Source organism: Kitasatospora sp. NPDC058444 (assembly GCF_042721415.1).
GTDB lineage: Bacteria > Actinomycetota > Actinomycetes > Streptomycetales > Streptomycetaceae > Kitasatospora.
Map to the genome: position 1 here is coordinate 1 of NZ_JBHXLL010000089.1, position 5208 is coordinate 5208.

A 5208-nucleotide genomic window follows, 5' to 3' on the forward strand; every position below is an offset into this window, starting at 1 on the left:
ACGGCTTCGGTGCGCAGGGGGTTGATCTCGGAGACGGCGCCGACGAGCGTGGTCTTGCCGACACCGAAGCCGCCCGCGACGACGATCTTCGCGGAGGTGGTGGCGCGGGTGGGGGCGGCCGCGTTAGAGCTTGCGAAGTCCACTGAGGACCCTTTCGAGCAGCGTGACGTCGGGCTGGTTTCCGGTTTCGCCGCCGGAAGCGGGCTGGTGGATGGCGACCAGGCCGGCCTCGGCCAGGTCGGCCACGAGGATGCGGGCCACTCCCAGGGGAAGGGAGAGCAGCGCCGACACCTCGGCGACGGACTTGACCTCCGTGCACAGCGTGCAGATCCGCTGGTGCTCGGGGAGCAGGGTGGCCAGGCGCTGCGGGTCGACGTCGGCGGAGACCAGGGCCTCCAGCGCGAGTTCGTAGCGCGGGCGGGTCCGGCCGCCGGTCATCGCGAACGGGCGGATCAGCGGGCCGGAGTCGGGTTCGTCCTCGAACTCCTCGACGTGGCCGGGCGCATGGGCGGGCCGGTAGCCGGGGGCCGGCTCGGGCGCCGGTGCCGGGTAGCCGGGTGCCGGGGCGCCGTACGAGGGCTGCCGGGCGTACTGGTCGTACTGGCCGTACTGTTCCTCGGGCCGGGGGTACGGCTGCCGGGGCTGCCCGTACTGGTGCCGGCCGTACTCCTGACCGTGGCCGACGCCGGGTGCTCCGAAGGCGTCATGGCCTGTGCCAGGGTACGGAACGCCGTACTGGCCGCTGCGGTCGTCGGGCGGTGTCACGGTTCCTCTCCTCACAGGGTGCGGCGGTGCGGTGCGAGCTTCGGCGCAGGTCCGGAGCCGGTGGTGCGAAGGCCGTACAACGTCCGAACCCGAGCCCGCCGAAGCGGGCCCGGGAAGGACGCGGAGGTACTTCGAATACCTGGACGGTATCCGACGAACCGTCAGTGCAGGAGACTGCCCTGGAGTTCAGCGCGGAGCGCGGGGGTGAGGACGGCGCCGGCGCGGTCGACGAGCAGGGCCATCTCGTAGCCGACGAGGCCGATGTCGGAGTCCGGGGAGGCCAGGACGGCGAGCGCCGAACCGTCGCTGACGGCCATCAGGAACAGGAAGCCCCGCTCCATCTCGACGACGGTCTGGTTGACCTCGCCGCCCTCGAAGATCCGGCTGGCGCCGGAGGTGAGGGAGGTGAGGCCGGAGGCGACGGCGGCGAGCTGGTCGGCGCGGTCGCGCGGGAAACCCTCGGACATGCACAGCAGGAGGCCGTCCGCGGAGACCACCACGGTGTGGGACACCCCGGGGGTGTTGTCCACGAAATTGGTGATCAGCCAGTTCAGGTTCTGTGCGGCCTGGCTCATCTGAGTCAACTCAACGCTCCTGGTGGTTCGAGCCGCCGAAGAGATCGGTGCTCCGGTTCTGTCCGTTGCCGGACTGGTCTACCTGATCGGGGTCGATCCGGAAGCTTCCGGTGTTACCGGCGCTGCGGCCCTGCTCCACACCGCGGCGCAGGTTGGTGAGGCGGCCACGGACCTCCTCCGGGCTGCGGGAGACCTGCGGCCCGTCCTGCGGGGTGGACTTGGCGTTGCCGGGCACCAGGTTCTGCTTGGGCACACGCCGCGGCAGACCGGCACCGGTGGTGCCGCTGGAACTGGGCTCGCGCAGCTGCTCGGCCCGCTGCCAGTCGCCGTCGTTCGGCGACTGCCAGGCGGTGCTGGCGGTCGGGCCGGTCGGGCCGTACCCGCCGAGCGCGGACACGTCGTGGCCGCGCTGGGCCGCGGGCGCCGAGGTGTCCTTGGCGCCGGCGAACCAGTTCGGGGCGTCGCCGGACGGGCTGCCGCCGGCCGGGGTGGAGATGCCACCGCTCGCCAGCTGCTCGCCGGGGCGGCGCTGCGGCAGCCCGGACGCCAGGGTGGTGTGCGGCGCCTCGGCGGCGGGCAGCGCGGGCGGCTCCGGGGCGTACGGGTGGCCGGCCGGGGACTCCTCGGCCTGCCGGCCGTACTGGTCGGCGTACCCGTCCTGCTGGTAGCCGCCCTGGTCGTAGCCGTACCGGTCGTCGGCGTAGCCCTGCTGCTCGTAGCCCTGGGGGGCGTACTGGTCGTAGCCGTCCTGGGCGTACTCGTCGTGCTGGTACTCGTCCTGCTGGTAGCCGCCCTGGTCGTAGCCGTACCGGTCGTCGGCCTGGGCCTGCTGCTGCTCGTAGCCCTGCGGGGCGTACGGGTCGTAGCCCTGCTGGTAGTCCTCCTCGAGCTCGGCGTCCACCACCGGCGCGTGCGGGGCGCTCTCCAGGGCCGCGCGGCGGACCTCGTCGAGGCGCTGCGAGCGCTGGACGGCCTCCAGGGCCGGGCTGAACCCGCTGGAGCCGGCGTTGCCGATGCCGGTGAGGTGGTCGTCGAAGCCGAGCTCGGCGGCGCTGCGGGCGCGGCTGTCCGGCGCCCACTCGGCGGTCGGCTCCTGCTCGGCGAAGATCCGGGAGACGGTGAACTGCTCGTCCGGCTCCGGCGCCGCACCCGACTGGGTGACGAACGGCGGGAGCATGACCAGCGAGGTGGTGCCGGCGGACTCGCCGGACGGGCGGAGCTGGACGCGGATGTCGTGCCGCTGGGAGAGCCGGCCGACCACGAACAGGCCCATGCGGCGGGAGATGGTGGCGTCCACCGTGGGCGGCTCGGCCAGCTTCTCGTTGATCTCCGCGAAGTCCTCGGCGGTGAGGCCGATGCCCTTGTCGTGGATCTCGACCAGCACCCGGCCGTCCGGCAGGCGGGTCGCGTTGACCAGGACCCGGGTCTGCGGGCTGGAGAACGAGGTGGCGTTCTCCAGCAGCTCGGCGAGCAGGTGGACGAGGTCGGTCACGGCGGCGCCGACGACGTCGACCTCCGGGATGCCGGAGAGCTCGACGCGCTCGTACTGCTCCACCTCGGACGCGGCGGCGCGGAGCACGTCGACCAGCGGGACCGGGGTGTTCCAGCGGCGGCCGGCCTCCTCGCCCGCGAGGACGAGCAGGTTCTCACCGTTGCGGCGCATACGGGTCGCGAGGTGGTCCAGCTTGAAGAGGTTCTCCAGCTGGTCCGGGTCGGCCTCGTTGTTCTCCAGGTCGGTGATCAGCGCCAGCTGGCGCTGGATCAGGCTCTGGCTGCGGCGCGACAGGTTGGTGAAGATCGCGTTGACGTTCCCTCGCAGCAGGGCCTGCTCGGCGGCGAGCGCCACGGCCTGCTGGTGGACCTGGTCGAAGGCCCGGGCGACTTCGCCGATCTCGTCCTTGCCGTGCAGCGGGATCGGGGTCACCGAGGTGTCGACCCGGTCGGGGTCGGTCTTGGAGAGCTTCTCGACCAGGTCCGGCAGGCGGTGGTCGGCGATCTCCAGGGCGGCGCTGCGCAGGGTGCGCATGCCGAGGATCATCGAGCGGGCCACGTAGCCGGTGAGCAGGCCGGCCAGGACGAGCGCGGCGACGACGATGACCGTGTTGAGGATGGCGTCGTAGAGCGCGTTGTCCTTCAGCTTGCGGGCCTCGGTGAGGACGTCGTCCAGCAGCGCGACTTCGGTGTTCCGCAGGGCCTGGATGTGGGTGTTGGCGGCCTGGTTCCAGTTGTCCGGGGTCAGACCGGCGTTCCTCGCCTCGGTGAACGCGGCGTCGGCGGTGGCCTTGCCCTTCACCTGGCCCTCGGCGGCGGCCTGGCTGTACGAGGCGGCCAGGGCCAGCAGGCCCTGCATGGTGGGCGCCGAACCGTTGGGCATCTTGTACGCCGAGCGGTCCTGGGTGGTGGCCAGGGCGACCTGAGCGTCCGCGTACTTCTTGGCGTCCTCGGGGGCGCTGCCGGTCTTGAACTCGTTGAGGGAGACCTGCTCCAGCTTCTCCGAGATCACGATCTGCTGGGTCGCGTCGACGTTCTCGTACCGGGTGGTGCCGTTCTGCGAGATGCCGACCAGCAGGCTCAGCATCAGCGAGCGCTGGGTCGAGGCGGAGGCCTTGGCCAGCGACATCGCGTAGATCGCGCGGCCCTTGCTGGTGGCGTTGGTGGAGCCCAGGCCGACCGAGTTGTCGTAGGCCAGCAGCGGCGCGAACATCGTCGAATAGGCGTTGGCGGTCGCGCTGATGAACAGCTCGGGGTTGTACGCGTTGGCCCGCAGGTGCGGCAGGTCGATGACCAGGGCCTGGAAGGCGTCGTGGCGGCGGGGGAGCTCACCGGACTTGTCGGACGCGGCGTAGGCGGCGTTGTAGGCCTTCAGCGCGGCATCGGTGTCGTTGCGGCGCTTGGTGACCTCGTTGTTCGGGTCCTGCTTGGTGAGCAGGGGGATGAGCGTCTTGTCGCGCTCGTTCTCCAGCGCTTCGGCGAGTTCGGTCGCCGCCTTGGCCAGCTCCGCGGTCTTCTCGGCGCGGGAGGCCTTGATGTAGCCGTCGACCGAGGTGTTCACGCGCAGACCGCCGAAGACGAGACTGATGATCACGGGGATCAGCAGGATCGCGATCAGACGGGTCGGCACGCGCCAGTTGCGCGGGCGGAGGAAGTCGTACCGGCTGGATCCGCCGCCGTCGCCCGACGAGCCGCCGCCGCGGGACGCCGTGGACGAGGCCGGGGGTTCGGGGGCCGGGGCGGGGCTCTGGGCGCGTTCCTCGGTGGGAGTGAACGCGGAGAATCCGGCCGGGTCCCCCGGGGTACCGTTCGGCTCGCTCTGGCGGGGCTCGGAGCGCCGCTGCGGGGCGGGTTGCTGCTTACGCCTCACTCGACAACTACCTCTCGGCCGAATGCCGGCCATGGATCAATCCAGCGCTACCCCGGGCCCTGACCCTCCGCCGGACGGGCCGGAGCAGGAGACATCCAGGGGTAGCTGGAATTTCAGCACGTGCGGGGATGGGGGACAAACAGCCGCCGTCCGGCACCCGCGCCGGAACAATCCGGACATTCACCGACATGGCGGAGCAAATCCGTGGTCACCTGGCGCTGAGTGGCGCTGATTCGCCACACTGAGTCATTGTTGATCACAAAATGCCTACCGAACTGTTATCCGCTGCTTATACACGGGTCTTGCGCGGGCCCCCCGGGGGACACCGGCCGGTAAGCGTCGCGGCCCCGACGGCCCGTTTCGGGGGACGGGCCGTCGGGGCCGTGCGGTGGCACCTGCTCAGCGCAGTCGTGCCAGCAGGGCGTGTTCGACGAGGGTGATGAGGGCGCTCTTGGCGCTGTCGCGGCGGCGGGCGTCGAGGGTGATGACGGGGGTGTCGGCGCCGAG

At 71.3% G+C, this 5208-nt stretch carries 3 protein-coding genes and 2 pseudogenes; all 5 read right to left on the reverse strand.

Features of this window, described 5'->3' with window-relative positions; all coding sequences use genetic code 11:
* Nucleotides 1-143, reverse strand: a pseudogene (locus ACFWP2_RS39430) (ATP-binding protein); the annotation flags it as partial.
* Nucleotides 124-765 (reverse strand): DUF742 domain-containing protein, encoded by a 642-nt coding sequence (locus ACFWP2_RS39435; protein ID WP_380460937.1) that lies wholly within the window; start codon nt 763-765, stop codon nt 124-126. The pseudogene ACFWP2_RS39430 and the gene ACFWP2_RS39435, both read right to left, overlap by 20 nt.
* A 161-nt stretch (nt 766-926) precedes the next feature.
* Nucleotides 927-1340 carry a roadblock/LC7 domain-containing protein gene (locus tag ACFWP2_RS39440; protein WP_030057391.1) on the reverse strand — a complete coding sequence of 138 codons (414 nt, stop codon included), beginning with the start codon at nt 1338-1340 and terminating at the stop codon, nt 927-929.
* Nucleotides 1341-1350: 10 nt separating this feature from the next.
* The gene (locus ACFWP2_RS39445; protein ID WP_380460939.1) at nt 1351-4701 is read right to left on the reverse strand and encodes a nitrate- and nitrite sensing domain-containing protein; all 3351 of its coding nucleotides are present in this window, start codon (nt 4699-4701) and stop codon (nt 1351-1353) included.
* Between the two features lie 399 nt (nt 4702-5100).
* Nucleotides 5101-5208: pseudogene (locus tag ACFWP2_RS39450) on the reverse strand (ATP-binding protein); the annotation flags it as partial.